Annotated in this window: 13 protein-coding genes; 3 read left to right on the top strand and 10 right to left on the bottom strand. The window is 54.8% G+C overall.

The annotated features are described in order from the left end of the window. Window positions 1–13: 13 nt before the first annotated feature. From GNG26_RS07395 to GNG26_RS07350, 10 genes are all read right to left on the bottom strand, one after another. A complete protein-coding gene (locus GNG26_RS07395; protein WP_156238306.1) occupies window positions 14–1243 on the bottom strand; it encodes a winged helix-turn-helix domain-containing protein in 1230 nt (409 codons plus the stop codon). 15 nt (window positions 1244–1258) lie between these two features. Beyond that, window positions 1259–2263: a tetraacyldisaccharide 4'-kinase gene (gene lpxK, locus GNG26_RS07390; protein WP_156238305.1), complete on the bottom strand. Its 1005-nt coding sequence runs from the start codon at window positions 2261–2263 to the stop codon at window positions 1259–1261. Continuing rightward, complete coding sequence (gene msbA, locus GNG26_RS07385) at window positions 2260–4008, bottom strand: lipid A ABC transporter ATP-binding protein/permease MsbA (RefSeq protein WP_103178923.1); 1749 nt, start codon at window positions 4006–4008, stop codon at window positions 2260–2262. The genes lpxK and msbA overlap by 4 nt, the downstream gene beginning before the upstream one ends. 36 nt (window positions 4009–4044) lie before the next feature. Then, window positions 4045–6309: a ComEC family protein gene (locus tag GNG26_RS07380; protein WP_156238304.1), complete on the bottom strand. Its 2265-nt coding sequence runs from the start codon at window positions 6307–6309 to the stop codon at window positions 4045–4047. 213 nt (window positions 6310–6522) lie between these two features. Beyond that, the gene (gene ihfB, locus GNG26_RS07375) at window positions 6523–6810 is read right to left on the bottom strand and encodes an integration host factor subunit beta (RefSeq protein ID WP_039029484.1); all 288 of its coding nucleotides are present in this window, start codon (window positions 6808–6810) and stop codon (window positions 6523–6525) included. A 120-nt stretch (window positions 6811–6930) separates the two neighbouring features. Beyond that, window positions 6931–8604 carry a 30S ribosomal protein S1 gene (rpsA, locus tag GNG26_RS07370; protein ID WP_032617357.1) on the bottom strand — a complete coding sequence of 558 codons (1674 nt, stop codon included), beginning with the start codon at window positions 8602–8604 and terminating at the stop codon, window positions 6931–6933. Between the two features lie 111 nt (window positions 8605–8715). After that, complete coding sequence (gene cmk, locus GNG26_RS07365; RefSeq protein ID WP_156238303.1) at window positions 8716–9399, bottom strand: (d)CMP kinase; 684 nt, start codon at window positions 9397–9399, stop codon at window positions 8716–8718. A 183-nt stretch (window positions 9400–9582) separates the two neighbouring features. After that, window positions 9583–10866, bottom strand: coding sequence for a 3-phosphoshikimate 1-carboxyvinyltransferase (gene aroA / locus GNG26_RS07360; RefSeq protein WP_156238302.1), 1284 nt, complete (start codon window positions 10864–10866; stop codon window positions 9583–9585). Window positions 10867–10937: 71 nt separating this feature from the next. Beyond that, window positions 10938–12026 (bottom strand): 3-phosphoserine/phosphohydroxythreonine transaminase, encoded by a 1089-nt coding sequence (serC, locus tag GNG26_RS07355; RefSeq protein ID WP_103823378.1) that lies wholly within the window; start codon window positions 12024–12026, stop codon window positions 10938–10940. Window positions 12027–12189: 163 nt separating this feature from the next. Next, entirely contained in the window at window positions 12190–12882 is a 693-nt protein-coding gene (locus tag GNG26_RS07350) for a DUF421 domain-containing protein (protein WP_114315450.1), read from the bottom strand. A 139-nt stretch (window positions 12883–13021) separates the two neighbouring features. Between GNG26_RS07350 and ycaO the strand changes: the two genes are divergently transcribed. The 3 genes from ycaO (at window position 13022) to pflB (ending at window position 18380) form a co-directional block, all read left to right on the top strand. Continuing rightward, on the top strand, window positions 13022–14782 hold the full coding sequence (ycaO, locus tag GNG26_RS07345; protein ID WP_156238301.1) for a 30S ribosomal protein S12 methylthiotransferase accessory factor YcaO: 1761 nt from the start codon (window positions 13022–13024) through the stop codon (window positions 14780–14782). A 406-nt stretch (window positions 14783–15188) separates the two neighbouring features. Beyond that, the gene (gene focA / locus GNG26_RS07340; RefSeq protein ID WP_146052351.1) at window positions 15189–16046 is read left to right on the top strand and encodes a formate transporter FocA; all 858 of its coding nucleotides are present in this window, start codon (window positions 15189–15191) and stop codon (window positions 16044–16046) included. 51 nt (window positions 16047–16097) lie between these two features. After that, window positions 16098–18380: a formate C-acetyltransferase gene (gene pflB, locus GNG26_RS07335; RefSeq protein ID WP_103823382.1), complete on the top strand. Its 2283-nt coding sequence runs from the start codon at window positions 16098–16100 to the stop codon at window positions 18378–18380. Window positions 18381–18400 lie beyond the last annotated feature (20 nt).

Genomic DNA, 18400 nt, shown 5'->3' with positions numbered 1-18400 from the left:
CCATATTCCTTTTTCAGACCGCGTCTATTTCCCAGCCCGTTCGACAGGTGTGAAAAAGTCCGTCAGGAAGATGGCCCAGCGCGATGCGTGTCGCCCCCTGCCAGCCCGCAAAATCACTGATTGCCGTGGCGAGTCCCTTCTCCAGCGCGACGCTTATCCGAACACCCTCTTCCAGATAAAGGGCGATAACCTGTAGCTCGCCGGTTTTGCGGTGCATTTTGGCATCCATCCGCCCTACCAGCTGCCCTCTATGCAACAGCGGCAGAACGAAATAGCCATACTGACGTTTCGGCGCCGGGGTATAACATTCCAGCCGGTAGCTGAAGTTAAAGAGCTGCTCCGCACGCTTACGATCCCAGACCACCGGATCGAAGGGTGAGAGAACGGCGCTATGGGTCGCGGTGAGCTTCCCTTCCTGCGCTTCGTTAAGCAACGGCAGCAGATCGGCATGCAGCCACATCTCCCCCAGTGTCTCCACCTCGACGCGGACCACCTGCTGCTGCGCCTGCCAGCGCTCAAGCAAGGGTGCCAGCGCGGGCTGACGCAGGCGGTAATAGTCGGCCAACCACTGGGGGCGGAAAATGCCTAAGCTGCGGGCGCTGTTTTCCAGCATTATGGCCTCTGCCGCCGCCTGGGTCAGCATATCCCGGCTATCATCCCACTGAGGCATCACCCGATGTGTGAGATCGTAAACGCGCTGAAAGTTACGCCTTTCGACCACCATCACCTTGCCAGCGGTGAATAATCCCTCAAGATGGCGTTTATGCGGCTTCCACTCCCACCAGCCGCTCGTTCCTTTGTGGGGATGTTCAAAATCGGCGGAACGGACAGGGCCTTTCTCCTGAATATGGGCGATAAGCTCTTCTATTTCATCCGCATGTTCCTGCATCCAGGCCTGACGGTATTTCCAGCCCATTTTATCGGGCGCGAGCATTCTGTGACGCACCAGCGCAAAGTCGCTGCGCGGCAGGAAACACGCCTCGTGCGCCCAGTACTCCATCAGCTCTCCCTGACGCAGGGCGTTATCCAGCCAGTCGGGCGAATAGGGACCGAGACGGCTGAAGAGCACCAGGTAAGGGCTGCGGGCGACGATATTGATGGTGTCGATCTGTAACAGCGACATGCGCTTAATGGTGGTAAGAATATCGGCGGGTCGGGCGCGACGACAGGGCTTTTTCAAAAGCCCCTGGGCGGCAAGATGCAGATGACGTGCGGCTGAAAGCGTGAGTTGCGGTAAAGCCATGCCTTTTCCTGTCAGTTAGTGCGCGGGCGAAACCTCTTTTACCTGCCCTGCAAGGGCGATAAGTTCCTGGAGCAGTTGTTCAGGCTGTTCACCCTGCAGTTGGGCATCAACCGGTAAATACCACCAGTTATCCTGGGCAAAGGCACGGCATTTCACCGCATCTTTTTCAGTCATGATCAATGTCTGACCAGGCGCAGTAAACGCCGCAACCTGCTCCAGGCTTAGCGCCTGGTGGTCGGCCAGCGGCACGCTACGCTGAAGTTTGGCGCCGCAGGCTTCCAGGGTGGAGAAAAAGCGCGGAGGATGACCGATACCGGCCATCGCCACCAGATGGTTTAGCTCAGCAACGTCGCGCCGCTCACCGGTCAGCAGATTCACGGCAAGTCCTGGGTGCAGCTGCATCGGGATCTCCCCCGCCTGCGCCGTACCGCCGTTGACGATAACCGCATCCACGGACCGCAAACGCGACGCGCGCTCGCGCATCGGTCCGGCAGGTAACCACCAGCCGTTACCAAAGCGGCGCACGCCATCAATCACCACGATCTCTTTATCCCGGGCCAGCGCGTAGTGCTGCAGGCCGTCGTCGGTAATGACAATCTGGACATTCGCCTGCGTCAGCAGAGCCTGCACCGCCTCGCTGCGCACCGGCGAAACCGCTACCGGCACCCCGGTACGCTGAAAGATCAGCACCGGTTCATCCCCCGCTTGCGCCGTGGTGGTTTGCGCGGTCAGCAGCAGCGGATAGCGCTCCGCCTTGCCGCCATATCCCCGGGAGACAACCCCCACGCGAATCCCGCGTTTTGTCAGCTGTTCCACCAGCCAGATCACCACCGGCGTTTTACCGTTACCGCCAGCGGTAAGGTTGCCCACCACCACCACCGGCACCGGCGCGCGCCAGGCCCGTTTGAGCCCCACTTTATAACTCAGGCGGATCAGGCCGCTGACCAGGCCATACAGCCATGAGAGCGGCAACAGCAACAGCCAGAGCGGAGACTCACCGGACCAGATGCGAGCGATCATTCGCCAAACTGCATTTTATGAAGCTGGGCATACACGCCCTGGTGCGCCAGCAGGTCAGCATGGCTGCCACGCTCGACGATGTAGCCATCTTCCACCACCACGATTTCGTCGGCTTTTTCAATCGTCGACAGGCGGTGGGCAATCACCAGTGAGGTACGGTTCTTCTGCAGCTCATCCAGCGCAGACTGGATAGCGCGTTCGGACTCGGTATCCAGCGCCGAGGTGGCTTCATCGAGGATCAGGATTGGGCTGTCACGCAGCAGCGCGCGCGCAATGGCAATACGCTGGCGCTGACCGCCGGAGAGCAGGACACCGTTTTCACCGATAATGGTATCCAGGCCGTTATCCATCTTATTGATGAAGTCCATGGCGTAGGCCATCCGCGCCGCCGCTTCGATCTGCTCGCGGCTGTACTCTTCATTCCGGGCATAGGCGATGTTATTAGCCACGGTGTCGTTGAACAGGTGCACATTCTGGGAAACCAGCGCGACCTGATTACGCAGCGACCGCAGGGTGTACTCGCGCAGATCGTGGCCATCAATCAGGATCTCACCCTCATCAATATCGTAGAAGCGGGTGATCAGGCTGGCGATGGTCGATTTACCTGAGCCAGAGCGGCCCACCAGGGCTACGGTCTTGCCTGCCGGAATTTTCAGATTGATATTGCGCAGAGCAGGCGTATCACGACCCGGATAGGTAAAGGTCACATTGCGGAACTCCACGTCGCCGGTTGAGCGCTCAATCACGCGTTTGCCTTCGTCTTTTTCCTGTTCGGAATCAAGGATCGCGAACAGCGTCTGGCAGGCTGCCATCCCGCGCTGGAACTGGGCGTTAACGTTGGTTAACGATTTCAGCGGGCGCATCAGGGCAATCATCGACGAGAAGACCACGGTGATGGTACCGGCGGTGAGGGTTTCCATCACGCTCGGGAAGCTGGCGGCATAGAGCACAAACGCCAGCGCCAGGGAGGCGATGAGCTGAATGATCGGATCGGAGATGGAAGAAGCAGACACCATCTTCATCCCCTGCAGACGCATCTTATTGCTGACCTTATCGAAGCGCTTGGTTTCGAGCTCCTGGCCGCCAAAAATCAGCACCTCTTTATGGCCTTTCAGCATCTGCTCGGCGCTGGTGGTCACCTGCCCCATCGTGTTCTGCATGTTCTTACTGATGCTGCGGAAACGCTTCGAGACGACGCGGATCGCAATCGAGACAATCGGCGCCAGCACAATCAGGATCAGCGACAGTTGCCAGCTATACCAGAACATCAGGGCGAACAGACCAATAATCGACGCCCCTTCACGCACAACGGTGATCAGCGCGCTGGAGGAGGAGGAAGCCACCTGCTCGGAGTCGTAAGTAATGCGCGACAGCAGGGTGCCGGTCGACTGCTTGTCAAAAAACGCGACCGGCATGCCCATCATATGGCTGAACAGGCGGCGGCGCATGGTCATCACCACTTTGCCCGAAACCCAGGAGAGGCAGTAGCTGGAGATATAGCTGGTGATGCCGCGTAAAATCATCAGGCCGATAACCACCAGCGGCATCCATAGCAACACTGAGCGATCCGTTTTACCAAAACCGTCGTCCAGTAACGGTTTGAGGAGCGATAACATGAAGGTATCGCTGGCTGCGTTGAGGATTAACGCTACGCCCGCCACGATTAGGCCCGTTCTGAAGGGTGCAATCACCGGCCAGAGTCGGCGGAAGGTCTGCCACGTGGAGAGATCTTTGTCGTTATGCATTCAAAAAACCAGCATTTGTTGAAATAGCCGCATATTCTACCCGTTATCTCCGGGCGCGCCAAACCACTGATGATACCAACGGGGCAAAATTTGATCCCGTAAGCTATGGATTTGCCAGCCATGTTGCGAAAAATAAACGGTAAGTTGTCCCTGTCGGGGGGTTGTTAGCCAGCGATACCCCTCCTTTTGGTAGCGGCGAGCCACTTTGAGCGAAGGCAGTCGCCACGCGTTATAGCGGGAGGCAGACACCAGAGCGATCTGCCCACCCACGCGCTGCACCAGAGGGAGTGACGAGGAGGTATTACTGCCATGGTGCGGCACCTGGATAAGTGTAGACGCAAGATATTGCCAGTGACGACTGAGCATCGCTTTTTCTCCCTTCGCTTCAATATCGCCGGTTAACAACACGCTATGGGTACCGTCCTCAACTTTAACCACGCAGGAACCGTTGTTGCCGCGCTGCGGTTTGTTGGCGAGGGGCCAGTGTGCGCTGAAGGTCAGCCCTCGCCACTGCCAGCGCTCCCCGCGCGCACAAGGGTCATGACCGGCCCAGCGCAGCGGGCTTCTTATCCACATTGTCGGCCACGCCTTACGTAGCGATACCAGCCCGCCGATATGGTCGAGGTGTTCGTGGCTGATAATCACCCCCTCCGGGCGTAAATGGTGCCACCGTAGCCAGGGAATGATCAGCTGTTGCGCACTGTCCCCGCCCGGCCAGGCAGGGCCGGTGTCATAAAGGATCGCTCTCCCCTGCCGTTCGATCACCATTGCCAGCCCCTGCCCGACATCCAGCATATGCACCGCCCAGTCCTCGGTTTTATCAGCCCGCCATGGCGGACTGGTTGCCAGCACCAGTGCCGAGACACAGACCACCGGACAGGCGCGTACGCCGCGCAGCCGCCAGGCGACGATGGCGGCCCAGGGCAGCAGGGTCAGCCACAGCCAGCGTTTATCGACCGGGATCCAACCGTCAGGGAGCGCGGTTAAAAATCTGAACAGCAGCGACAGAGAGCCATCCGCCATAGTCCAGACCATATTTTCTGCCGCCGGCCACATCCAGAGGTGCAGCCCCATCCCCAGTAAAATTAAAGGCACCGAAATAAAGGTCACCAGCGGCACCGCCACCAGATTCGCGACCAGTGAAGAGAGGCTGAAACCATGGAAGACGACAATCTGTACCGGCAGCAACAGCAATAGCATGCCAAGTTGCAGGTGCAGCAAATTAACCACAGCCCTGACGACCCAGGGGCCGGAAAAGCGCGGGGCAGGCACCCACTGATACCAGAAAATCAGCACCGCCACGGCAAAAGCGGACAGTAAAAGACTGTGCGACAGCACGGCCAGCGGATCGGCCAGCAAAATGGCAGCAATGCAGACTCGCCATACCTGCCAGGGCGACCAGAGACGACCACTCAATTGCAACGCCAGACAAGCACCCAGTGAGACGACGGTGCGCAACGCAGGAGGCTGCATTCCGGTAAGCCAGGCGTAAAAGGCGGCAAAGCAGAAACCCGCCACCAGCGGGGCTCGCCAGCTTACCCAACGCCCCGGGATGAAAAACTGTATGCCCCGCACCAGCAGCCAGACAACCGACGCCGCCAGGGCTATGTGCAAACCTGAGATCGCCATCAGATGTCCGGTGCCGGTTTCCCGCATCAGATTTTTTATCTCTGGCGTTACCGCCAGCCGCTCCCCCATGCCCAGCCCCAGCAGAACCGGCCCCCAGGTATAGGTAGAAAGTGTGGCCGTCAGCGAGGTGAGATAGCGGGCGCGTAAGCTACAGCGATCATCTGTTACACCGGCATGGGTAAAACGCCCGGTCAGGGGTTGATGCTGTGCCAGGGCATAGCGCTGGGAATCGAACCCGCCATCGTTGATTTGCCCGTGAACGGCACGTAATGACAAGGTCATCGACCAACGCTGTCCGGCGCAGCCCGGTTGCGGCAGAGTGTTGCCATACAGCGTGACGCCTACTGCTGGCACCATCGCTTTGCCGTTGAGCTGGATGATACGGGCCCGATAGGCCGCCTCGTTTTCAACCGCTACGATCTCTATCTCCGCTTTCTGCGGACCCCGGGTGAGATGCTGCATTGGCCAGACCGCACTTTGCGCGGCCAGCGCTCCCCAGGCAAAGAAAAGCAGCCAGAAACCACTGTAGCGGGCCACGTTATGACGAATTAAGGCGAGCAGAAATCCGGCAACTGCTATGGCCTGGATAACCGGCAGCGCTGGCAGAGCGGGCAGCCACAGAAGTGGCAGAATAGCCAGAATCAGACATGTCGCTAACGACGTTAAACGCATTTACACCTCCCTGTGTCAGGGCAGTGTGCGTTCAGACGTTAAGTCTGTCAGGTGCGAAATTGTGCGGTTGCGACGCAGGCTGGCATAAATCAACGTCGTGCAGCAAAGGACCGGGAAATTTGCGGCGCAGCTTCCGGATAAAAAGGAGAAAAACAAAAAAAGCACCCGCAGGTGCTTTTCTTGTGGTCACTCAGTTTTGCCCGCAGGCGAAACTCAGTTGCCGTAAATATTGGCGCGATCGCGCAGCTCTTTACCCGGCTTAAAGTGCGGAACGTATTTACCTTCCAGCTCTACTTTGTCGCCAGTCTTCGGGTTACGCCCGGTGCGTGGAGCACGATAGTGCAGAGAAAAACTACCGAAACCGCGGATTTCAATGCGCTCGCCCTGTGCAAGAGTGGTAGCCATATGCTCCAGCATCTCTTTTACGGCGTCTTCCACTGCTTTCGCAGGTATATGCGATTGCTGGCTGGCAAGTCTTTCAATCAATTCTGACTTGGTCATGATTCCTCCGGTTCCTTCAAACCAATTAGCTAAACAGCTTAAACAAGGGCGGCCGTAGCCGCCCTTTGTTATTGATTACAGGACGAATCCTGCAATCTGTCAAGTCACTCTACGAGTAACTTATTCGCCTTTAGCTGCTTTGAAAGCTTCAGCCATTGCGTTGTTAGAGAAGTTTGCATCTTCCTGTTTGTTAACAGTTGCGATTGCATCTTTCTCATCAGCTTCGTCTTTAGCACGAACAGACAGGCTGATTGCACGGTTCTTACGATCAACGCCGGTGAATTTAGCTTCAACGTCGTCGCCTACGCTCAGAACCAGAGTTGCATCTTCAACGCGGTCACGTGAAGCTTCAGAAGCGCGCAGGTAACCTTCAACGCCGTCAGCCAGTTCTACGGTTGCGCCTTTCGCGTCAACTGCAGTCACTTTACCGTTTACGATTGCGCCTTTCTTGTTCAGTGCAACCCAGTTGTTGAACGGATCTTCTGCGAGCTGTTTAACGCCCAGGGAGATACGCTCACGCTCTGCGTCAACCTGCAGAACAACTGCTGCGATTTCGTCGCCTTTTTTGTATTCACGTACTGCTTCTTCGCCTGCAACGTTCCAGGAGATGTCAGACAGGTGAACCAGGCCGTCGATGCCGCCGTCCAGGCCGATGAAGATACCGAAGTCAGTGATAGACTTGATTTTACCTTCAACACGGTCGCCCTTGTTGTGGGTTTCCGCGAACTGCTGCCATGGGTTGTTTTTGCACTGCTTCAGGCCCAGGGAGATACGACGACGTTCTTCGTCGATATCCAGAACCATAACTTCCACTACATCACCAACGTTAACAACTTTGGATGGGTGGATGTTTTTGTTGGTCCAGTCCATTTCGGAAACGTGAACCAGGCCTTCAACGCCTTCTTCGATTTCAACGAAGCAGCCGTAGTCGGTCAGGTTGGTAACGCGACCAGTCAGTTTAGTACCTTCTGGGTAACGTTTAGCGATAGCTACCCATGGATCTTCGCCCAGCTGTTTCAGGCCGAGGGATACACGAGTACGCTCGCGGTCGAACTTCAGCACTTTAACAGTGATTTCGTCGCCCACGTTCACGATTTCGCTTGGGTGCTTAACGCGTTTCCACGCCATGTCGGTGATGTGCAGCAGGCCATCAACGCCGCCCAGGTCAACGAATGCGCCGTAGTCAGTGAGGTTCTTAACGATACCTTTGACTTCCATGCCTTCCTGCAGGTTTTCCAGCAGCTGATCGCGTTCTGCGCTGTTTTCGGATTCGATAACGGCACGACGGGAAACAACAACGTTGTTACGCTTCTGGTCCAGCTTGATTACTTTGAACTCAAGCTCTTTGCCTTCCAGGTGCAGGGTGTCACGAACTGGACGAACGTCTACCAGTGAACCTGGCAGGAACGCACGAATACCATTCAGCTCAACAGTGAAGCCACCTTTAACTTTGCCGTTGATAACACCGACCACAGTTTCAGCTTCTTCGTAAGCTTTCTCCAGCGTGATCCATGCTTCGTGACGTTTCGCTTTTTCACGAGACAGCAGGGTTTCGCCGAAGCCGTCTTCTACTGCGTCCAGAGCAACGTCAACTTCGTCACCAACCTGGATTTCCAGCTCGCCCTGAGCGTTTTTGAACTGCTCTGCCGGAATGGCAGACTCAGATTTCAGACCGGCGTCAACCAGTACGATATCTTTGTCGATAGCAACAACAACGCCACGAACGATGGAACCCGGACGGGTTTCGATTTCTTTTAAGGATTCTTCAAACAGTTGAGCAAAAGATTCAGTCATGTTTAATCTTCAGGTTAATATTAACGTCCACCTGGCTCCGTGCCGGATGGGGTTGTTTCACATACCCGCCGTCAATCCATTGCAGCGGGGGTACTGCTAAATCGGTCGCGATTACGCGAGAGCCAATTTCTGGCGCGCATATTGTAGCGCTTTTTCAATCACTTGCTCAATAGTTAAACTGGTAGAATCCAGAACTAATGCATCATCTGCGGGAACAAGCGGTGCAACGGCGCGATTACGGTCGCGATCGTCACGCTCTTTTATCTCAGACAAAAGACGTTCAAAGTTAACACTAAAGCCCTTTTCCTGCAACTGCAGCATACGGCGCTGCGCGCGCTCCTCCGAGGAAGCGTCAAGGAAAATTTTCACCGGCGCATCAGGGAAGACCACGGTTCCCATGTCGCGTCCGTCGGCGATCAGGCCCGGCGCGTCACGGAACGCGCGCTGGCGACGTAAAAGCGCCTCGCGAACGCGCGGAAACGCCGCGACCTGAGAGGCGGCGTTCGCCACATCCTGGGTGCGGATCTCGCTGCTGACGTCTTCCCCTTCGAGGATCACTTCCAGGTTGCCGTTGGTGGAGATGAAACGTACGTCCAGATGGGCGGCCAGCGGCACCAGTGCCTCTTCAGAGGCGACATCGACATGATGATGCAATGCAGCCAGCGCCAGCACACGATAGATTGCGCCCGAATCTAAAAGATGCCATTGCAGTGCTTCCGCCATGGCCTTGCATAGCGTGCCTTTACCTGCGCCACTCGGCCCGTCAATGGTGATTACCGGGGCAATTGCCGTCATCTTTTTCTCCTTAATTTAGGCATACCGTTGTGTAAACGCCGCGCATTATACGCGCCAATGTGCACAACTGTTACCTTTGCGTGCAAATTACGGAATGATTGAAGCTGAGTGTAGAAGAAATGGACGATGATGACGTCAGGAAGCGTAAGGAAACGCCGCATCAGGTGATGCGGCGCAGCAATATCATGCAGGAGTGCTAATACGCGCCAGCTGCTCGAAGTAGTCGGGGAAGGTTTTCGCGGTACATTTCGGGTCAAGGATGGTGACCGGCGTATCGGAGAGCGCCACCAGCGAGAAGCACATCGCCATACGGTGGTCGTTGTAGGTGCCAATTTCCGCCGCCTGCAGCCTGGCCGGTGGCGTTACGCGGATATAGTCCTCGCCCTCTTCCACTTCGGCACCGACTTTACGCAGCTCGGTCGCCATAGCAAACAGGCGATCGGTCTCTTTCACGCGCCAGTTATAGATGTTGCGCAGCGTGGTGGTGCCTTTGGCAAACAGCGCCGCCGTGGCAATGGTCATCGCCGCGTCGGGAATGTGGTTCATGTCCATATCAATGGCGTTCAGCTCCCCGCGGGTGCAGGAGATGTAGTCATCGCCCCAGGTCACCACGGCGCCCATCTTCTCCAGCACATCAGCAAAGCGAATATCGCCCTGCACGCTGTTGCGACCAATACCGGTCACTTTAACGGTACCGCCTTTAATGGCGCCCGCCGCCAGGAAGTAAGAGGCCGACGAGGCATCGCCTTCTACCAGGTAGTTGCCCGGTGTCTGGTACTGCTGCCCACCACGCACCACGAAACGCTGGTAGCTGTGGTTTTCCACCTCAACGCCAAAGGTCTTCATCAGGTGCAGCGTGATATCAATATAGGGTTTGGAAACCAGCTCGCCTTTAATGGTGATAGTGGTGTTTTGTGGTGCCAGCGGTGCGGTCATCAACAACGCGGTCAGGAACTGGCTGGATACGCTGCCGTCCACCGCCACTTCACCGCCGGTAAAACCTCCACGCAGACGCAGCGGCGGATAGTTTTCCTGCTCCAGATAGTCAATCTGCGCGCCGCCCTGACGCAGCGCATCAACCAGATGGCCAATCGGACGCTCTTTCATGCGCGGCTCGCCTGTCAGCACGATGTCATTGCTGCCCAGGCACAGGGCTGCCGCCAGCGGGCGCATAGCCGTGCCAGCGTTACCGAGGAAGAGCTCCAGCGCGTCGGCGGAGTGCAGCGCACCCGCATTGCCCGTCACTTCACAACGGGTACGATCCGTAGACAGGGTGTAGTGGACTCCCAACGCTTTCAGCGCATTAAGCATATGGCGAACGTCATCGCTGTCCAGCAGGTTAGTGAGAACAGTGGTGCCGTTTGCCAGCGCAGCCAGCAGCAAGGCGCGGTTCGAGACACTTTTTGAACCAGGCAGATTGATGGTGCCATCTACCCGCGCGATAGGGTGTAACGTCAGGGATTCCATGAAATTTAAGTCTCAACTCAACATAATAAAAACCCCGCAGCCAGGCTACGGGGGAATAAACACGGGCGCAATTAACCGTGGCGACGTTCGAAGTCAGTCATGAAGTCGGTCAACGCCTTAACGCCTTCGATCGGCATGGCGTTATAGATGGACGCACGCATTCCGCCAACCACGCGGTGGCCTTTCAGCGCATGCAGGCCAGCAGCGAAGGACTCTTCGAGGAAGAGCTTATCGAGGTTGCTGTCAGCCAGCTGGAACGGCACGTTCATGCGGGAGCGGTTCGCTTTGGCGACGTCGTTGCGATAGAAGTCGCTGCCATCGATCACGCTGTAGAGCAGCTCAGATTTCTGCTGGTTGATCTTATCCATCTGCGCCACGCCGCCGTTGTTTCTCAGCCATTTAAAGACCAGGCCAGAGAGATACCAGGCAAAGGTCGGCGGGGTGTTGAACATGGAGTCGTTATCGTTCAGCACGCTGTAATCCAGAATCGACGGGCAGGATTTGTGGGCTTTACCCAGCAGATCTTCGCGCACGATCACCAGAGTCAGACCGGCCGGGCCGATGTTTTTCTGCGCGCCAGCGTAGATCACGCCGTAGCGGCTGACATCCAGCGGCGCAGAGAGAATGGTGGAGGAGAAGTCCGCCGTGACGACCACATCCTCGCCAAAGTTTGGCTCTTCGTGGATGGCGATGCCGTCGATGGTTTCATTTGGGCAGTAGTGCAGATAGGCCGCATCGCGGGAGAGCTGCCATTCGCTCATCGGTTTTACCGCGCGTAAACCGTCAACGGTGACTTTGGCATCAATCACGTTCGGGGAGCAGTATTTGTGCGCTTCTTTTACCGCGCTGGCAGCCCAGTAACCGGCATCAACATAGTCGGCGGTGGTTTTGTCGCCCAGCAGGTTCAGTGGAATGCCAGCGAACTGACCGCGTCCGCCGCCGTGACAGAATAATACTTTGTAATTTGAGGGGATATTCAGCAGGAAACGAAAATCTGCTTCTGCCTCTTCCGCCACCTGAATAAACTCTTTACCACGGTGGCTGACTTCCATTACCGACGTGCCAAGACCGTTCCAGTCGCACAGCTCCTGTTGAGCCTGTTTGAGCACATCCGCCGGTAACATTGCCGGACCTGAACTAAAATTAAAGACCTGAGCCATTTCCCCTCACCACGCTATAAAGCCATAAGTAATAACTGTGGATATCGGTTTTATCATTCAGTGACACGCGCCGCAATGTCTAAAACTCATGCCCCGGAAAATGTGCCCGCCATCACACAATACATTCTGCCAGCGGGCTGTCACAAAACCGACAAAATTGCTGTCAGGTGATGCGTTTGGCCAGGCTAACCTTCGTCCATTCCGGATTCGTACAACGTGGACATAATTGATGCGCTCCGGCCTGTAGAGTCTGAACATGACCGCAACGCCGACAGGCATATTCGCCGACTTCCGGTATCGTCATAAAACGTTTCACAAATTCATCCGGCAATATGCACAGCCCGGGCCTGACCTGATCGTCGTCATAAAAGTAAACGCTTATCTGCCCGTTGGTCTCCATAATGGCAAGCTTAACCTGCCCAAGCTGCTCGACGCCGCTCACCCGCAGTTCCATAAAGAACTCAAACTCGGTCATGTTGGCGCGCTTTACTTTTTCCCAGGCCAGTTTGCCCTCTTCGACAATGGCGACCGGTTTTCCCTCAAGCAGATCTTCCAGCTTTTCACTTTTCGACATCAGCCACATCACCAGCCGGTAGAGTAACGCCAGGGTGATGAAAACAACAAAGACGGGAATCATCGGCACATCGTCATAAAACGCCACGTCCCCCGCCGCCGACCCCAGGGTCAAAATGATTAACACTTCGAAGAGCGACATCTGACGCACGCCGCGTCGTCCGGTAAGTTTGAGGAACAGGAAAACCAGTACAAAGGTATAGAGACTTCGCAGCGCTACCTCGCCTAAAAACTCAACGGGTACTTTATCAAAGGCCATTCGTTGAAGATCGAATGCTTTCATTTTTTATATTCCTTTACAGTAGGTTACTGGATATAAGCATAGTCCAGCCTTTTATTTTCGCCGAAACCGCCGGGGAGATAGCGCCTGTCATGCAAAACCCGTATCATTGCGCGCTTTCCGTACGATATAAGTGATCCCCATGACTCAAACGTTTATCCCCGGCAAAGACGCCGCCCTGGAAGATTCCATCGCTCGCTTCCAGCAAAAACTGACCGACCTGGGCTTTAACATCGAAGAGGCCTCCTGGCTCAACCCGGTTCCCCACGTCTGGTCTGTGCATATTCGCGATAAAGAGTGCGCGCTGTGCTTTACCAATGGCAAAGGTGCGACCAAAAAAGCGGCGCTGGCCTCTGCGCTGGGTGAGTATTTTGAACGTCTGTCCACTAACTATTTCTTTGCCGATTTCTGGCTGGGCGAGACCGTGGCGAATGGCCCGTTTGTTCACTATCCAAATGAAAAATGGTTCCCGCTGACCGAAGATGACGAACTGCCGGAAGGGATCCTCGACGATCGTCTGCGTGCGTTTTACGATCTGGAGAATCAACTGACCGCCAGCATGCTGGTTGATTTACAGTCAGGTAATGAAGAACGCGGTATCTGCGCCCTGCCGTTTACCCGTCAGTCTGACGAGCAGACCGTCTACATTCCGATGAACATCGTCGGCAACCTGTATGTCTCCAACGGCATGTCAGCCGGTAACACCCGCAACGAAGCGCGTGTTCAGGGTCTGTCCGAAGTCTTTGAGCGCCATATTAAAAACCGCATTATCGCGGAATCTATCAGCCTGCCGGAGATCCCGGCTGAGGTGCTGGCCCGCTACCCGGGCGTGGTGGAGTCCATTGCCAAACTGGAAGCAGAAGGCTTCCCAATCTTCGCCTATGACGGCTCGCTGGGCGGGAAGTACCCGGTGATCTGCGTGGTGCTCTTCAACCCGGCGAACGGCACCTGCTTCGCCTCCTTCGGGGCGCACCCGGACTTTGGCGTAGCGCTGGAACGTACCGTTACCGAGCTGCTGCAGGGCCGTAGCCTGAAAGATCTCGATGTCTTTACTCCGCCGACGTTTGATGACGAAGAAGTGGCGGAACATGCCAACCTGGAGACGCACTTCATCGACTCCAGCGGCTCTATCTCCTGGGATCTGTTCAAGCAGGACGCGGATTATCCGTTTGTTGACTGGAGCTTCTCCGGCACCACGGAAGAGGAGTTCGCCACGCTGATGGCTATCTTCACTGCCGAAGGGCAGGAAGTGTACATCGCCGATTATGAACACCTGGGCGTCTACGCCTGCCGTATTCTGGTGCCGGGTATGTCTGACATCTATCCGGTGGAAGATCTGTGGCTGGCCAATAACAGCATGGGTAGCCACCTGCGCGAAACCCTGCTGGCGCTGCCGGAGAGCACATGGGAGAAAGAGGACTACCTGAACCTCATTACCCAGCTGGACGACGAAGGCCACGATGACTTTACCCGCGTTCGCGAGCTGCTGGGTCTGGCGACGGGTAAAGACAATGGCTGGTACACCCTGCGTATTGGCGAGCTGAAGGCGATGCTGGCGCTGGCAGGCGGCGATCTGGAACAGGCGCTGATCTGGACCGAATGGACCATCGAATTCAACGCCTCGGTATTCAGCGCGGAGCGTGCGAACTACTACCGTTGCCTGCAGACGCTGCTGTTGCTGGCGCAGGAAGAAGATCGTCAGCCGCTGCAGTATCTTAACGCCTTCACCCGTATGTACGGTGCCGAAGCGGTAGAGAACGCCAGCGCGGCCCTGAGCGGCGAAGCGCCGTTCTATGGCCTGCAGGCCGTGGACAGCGATCTGAAAGCCTTCCCTGCTCACCAGTCCTTGCTGAAGGCCTATGAGAAACTGCAGAAAGCCAAAAGCGCGTACTGGGCTAAATAACGTTACATACCATTACAAACAGTAGGCGAATACAATCGCCTACGTTATATTACGGGGCAATTTTTATTGCCCCGTTTTTTATTTGCGCGGTAATAAATTTTAGTTGTAATAATAAAGTTAAATATTGGTAGCTATAATAATTCCAGCTTGCCGAGTATTGTTACTATTTATATGAAATACTCCATTTTAATTAACTGTCCGGGAGAGGGTCAGGAGAAAAAAATCAACTCATTTTGTAACTTTTAAAATTTATTTTTATCAGGATAATCAAAAACTTACTCCGCATTTGCTGTAAAACCACGCAGTTTGCGGGCCTATAAGCCAGGCGAGATATGATCTACATCAATTTCTCTTCTATAATGCTTTGTTAGTATCTCGTCGCCGACTTAATAAAGAGAGAGTTAGTGTGAAAGCTGACAACCCTTTTGATCTTTTACTCCCAGCTGCGATGGCAAAAGTTGCCGAAGAAGCGGGTGTCTATAAAGCAACAAAACAACCGATGACGACGTTCTTCCTGGCGATTACCGCTGGCGTGTTCATCTCCATCGCTTTTGTTTTCTATATCACTGCCACTACCGGTACCGCCGCAATGCCTTTCGGTATTGCCAAGCTGATTGGTGGCATCTGTTTCTCGCTGGGTCTGATTCTCTGCGTCATCTGCGGCGCCGATCTTTTTACCTCGACGGTACTCATCGTCGTGGCGAAAGCCAGCGGTAGAATCACCTGGGGTCAACTGGCCAAAAACTGGATTAACGTTTATATCGGTAACCTGATTGGATGTTTACTGTTCGTCCTGTTGATGTGGTTGTCCGGTGAATATATGACAGCCAACGGCGGATGGGGTCTGAATGTCCTGCAAACCGCCGACCATAAAATGCACCACACATTTATTGAAGCCGTTGCCCTTGGCATCCTGGCGAACCTGATGGTCTGCCTGGCCGTCTGGATGAGTTACTCCGGCCGCAGCCTGATGGACAAAGCCATGATTATGGTACTGCCCGTCGCCATGTTCGTCGCCAGCGGCTTTGAACACAGCATTGCAAACATGTTTATGATTCCTTTCGGTATCGTAATCCGTGACTTTGCCAGCCCGGAGTTCTGGACCGCTATTGGTTCAAGCCCGGAGAATTTCTCTCACCTGACCGTTATGAACTTCATTACTGATAACCTGATCCCAGTCACAATCGGGAACATTATCGGCGGTGGTCTGCTGGTTGGGTTGACATACTGGGTCATTTACCTGCGTGGCGATAACCATCATTAACGGTTGTCTCAGGCAGTAAATAAAAAATCCACTTAAGAAGGTAGGTGTTACATGTCCGAACTTAATGAAAAGTTAGCCACAGCATGGGAAGGTTTTGCCAAAGGTGATTGGCAGAATGAAGTCAACGTTCGTGACTTCATCCAGAAAAACTACACCCCATATGAAGGTGACGAATCCTTCCTGGCCGGTGCCACCGACGCAACCACTGCCCTGTGGGATAGCGTTATGGAAGGCGTTAAGCAGGAAAACCGCACTCACGCGCCTGTTGATTTCGACACCTCCATCGCGTCCACCATCACTTCTCACGACGCGGGTTATATCAACAAGTCCCTCGAGAAGATTGTTGGTCTGCAAACTGAAGCGCCACTGAAACGTGCGATTATCCCGTTCGGTGGTATCAAAATGGTTGAAGGTTCCTGCAAAGCGTACAATCGCGAGCTGGACCCAATGCTGAAAAAAATCTTCACCGAATACCGCAAAACCCACAACCAGGGCGTGTTTGACGTTTATACCAAAGACATCCTGAACTGCCGTAAATCTGGCGTCCTGACCGGCCTGCCAGATGCGTATGGCCGTGGCCGTATCATCGGTGACTACCGTCGCGTTGCGCTGTACGGTATCGACTTCTTGATGAAAGACAAATACGCCCAGTTCCAGTCTCTGCAGTCCGACCTGGAAAATGGCGTAAACCTGGAAGCCACTATCCGTCTGCGTGAAGAGATTGCTGAACAGCACCGCGCGCTGGGTCAGATCAAAGAGATGGCAGCGAAATATGGTTGCGATATCTCCGGCCCTGCAACCAACGCTCAGGAAGCGATCCAGTGGACCTACTTCGGTTACCTGGCTGCTGTTAAGTCTCAGAACGGTGCAGCAATGTCCTTCGGTCGTGTATCCACCTTCCTGGATGCGTACATCGAACGTGACCTGAAAGCAGGCAAAATCACTGAACAAGACGCTCAGGAAATGATTGACCATCTGGTCATGAAACTGCGTATGGTTCGCTTCCTGCGTACCCCAGAATATGATGAGCTGTTCTCTGGTGACCCAATCTGGGCAACGGAATCCATCGGTGGTATGGGCGTAGATGGCCGTACTCTGGTAACCAAAAACAGCTTCCGCTTCCTGAACACCCTGTACACCATGGGTCCTTCTCCGGAGCCGAACATCACCGTTCTGTGGTCTGAAAAACTGCCACTGAACTTCAAGAAATTTGCCGCTAAAGTGTCCATCGACACCTCTTCTCTGCAGTATGAGAACGATGACCTGATGCGTCCTGACTTCAACAACGATGACTACGCTATCGCTTGCTGCGTAAGCCCAATGGTTGTTGGTAAACAAATGCAGTTCTTCGGTGCGCGTGCAAACCTGGCGAAAACCATGCTGTACGCAATCAACGGCGGCGTTGATGAAAAACTGAAAATGCAGGTTGGTCCTAAGTCTGAGCCGATCAAAGGCGACGTGCTGAACTATGACGAAGTCATGGATCGCATGGATCACTTCATGGACTGGCTGGCTAAACAGTACGTCACCGCGCTGAACGTTATTCACTATATGCACGACAAGTACAGCTACGAAGCCTCTCTGATGGCGCTGCACGACCGTGACGTAGTGCGCACCATGGCATGTGGTATCGCAGGTCTGTCCGTTGCGGCTGACTCCCTGTCTGCTATCAAATATGCGAAAGTTAAACCAATTCGTGACGAAGACGGTCTGGCTATCGACTTCGAAATCGAAGGCGAATACCCGCAGTTTGGTAACAACGACGCTCGCGTTGATGACATGGCGGTTGACCTGGTAGAACGTTTCATGAAGAAAATTCAGAAACTCACTACCTACCGTAACGCTATCCCGACTCAGTCTGTTCTGACCATCACCTCTAACGTTGTGTATGGTAAGAAAACCGGTAACACCCCAGACGGACGTCGTGCTGGCGCGCCATTCGGACCAGGTGCTAACCCAATGCACGGCCGTGATCAGAAAGGTGCTGTTGCCTCTCTGACCTCCGTTGCAAAACTGCCGTTTGCTTACGCTAAAGATGGTATCTCTTACACCTTCTCTATCGTTCCAAATGCGCTGGGTAAAGATGACGAAGTGCGTAAAACCAACCTCGCGGGTCTGATGGACGGTTACTTCCATCATGAAGCAACCATCGAAGGTGGTCAGCACCTGAACGTGAACGTCATGAACCGTGAAATGCTGCTCGACGCGATGGAACACCCTGAGAAATATCCTCAGCTGACCATCCGTGTTTCTGGCTACGCAGTACGTTTTAACTCGCTGACTAAAGAGCAGCAGAAAGACGTTATTACCCGTACTTTCACTCAGTCCATGTAAGTGGATTTGACTGAAATCGC

It is taken from the genome of Leclercia sp. J807, from assembly GCF_009734465.1.
Taxonomy (GTDB): Bacteria; Pseudomonadota; Gammaproteobacteria; order Enterobacterales; family Enterobacteriaceae; genus Enterobacter.
This window is presented reverse-complemented; position numbering and strand designations above follow the sequence as displayed.